General features: G+C 49.0%; 1 protein-coding gene. It reads right to left on the bottom strand.

Annotated features, from left to right (window positions below):
• Positions 1–368, bottom strand: a 368-nt coding sequence (locus NE664_15370; GenBank protein ID MCQ4728012.1) for a hypothetical protein, incomplete at its 3' end; no start/stop codon positions are given.
• Positions 369–392: the final 24 nt, after the last annotated feature.

Genomic DNA, 392 nt, shown 5'->3' with positions numbered 1-392 from the left:
CTGTCATTTCCTTTTATCTCCGTATCCGGGATCATACAGAAATCGTGAATCTTTGAATTAGCGATCGCACCAAACAAACCAATGTGATCGTAATTCCCCAGTTTATTTAGCCGCAGGTTCCTGATCGTATATCCATTCCCGTCAAAATCCCCCTGAAACGCATACTCCACCTCACCCGGCATCTCTGAAGAGTCCCGGTAAAAACCGATGGGAATCCAGTCCACCCCCTGCATGTCAATATTTCCGCCAAGGGCAAAGAAACATCCCGTATAATCCCCCGCATAGTCTGCACCTTCCGCATCCGGAACTGTCATCCCCATCGCTGTCAGTTCCGAAAGCCCCATAAGCTGTTCCCGGTTCTTAATCAAAAATGGCCGGCTCTCAGAACCATC

Origin of the sequence: Anaerotignum faecicola (genome assembly GCA_024460105.1) — a bacterium.
Lineage (GTDB): Bacteria > Bacillota > Clostridia > Lachnospirales > Anaerotignaceae > JANFXS01.
This window is presented reverse-complemented; position numbering and strand designations above follow the sequence as displayed.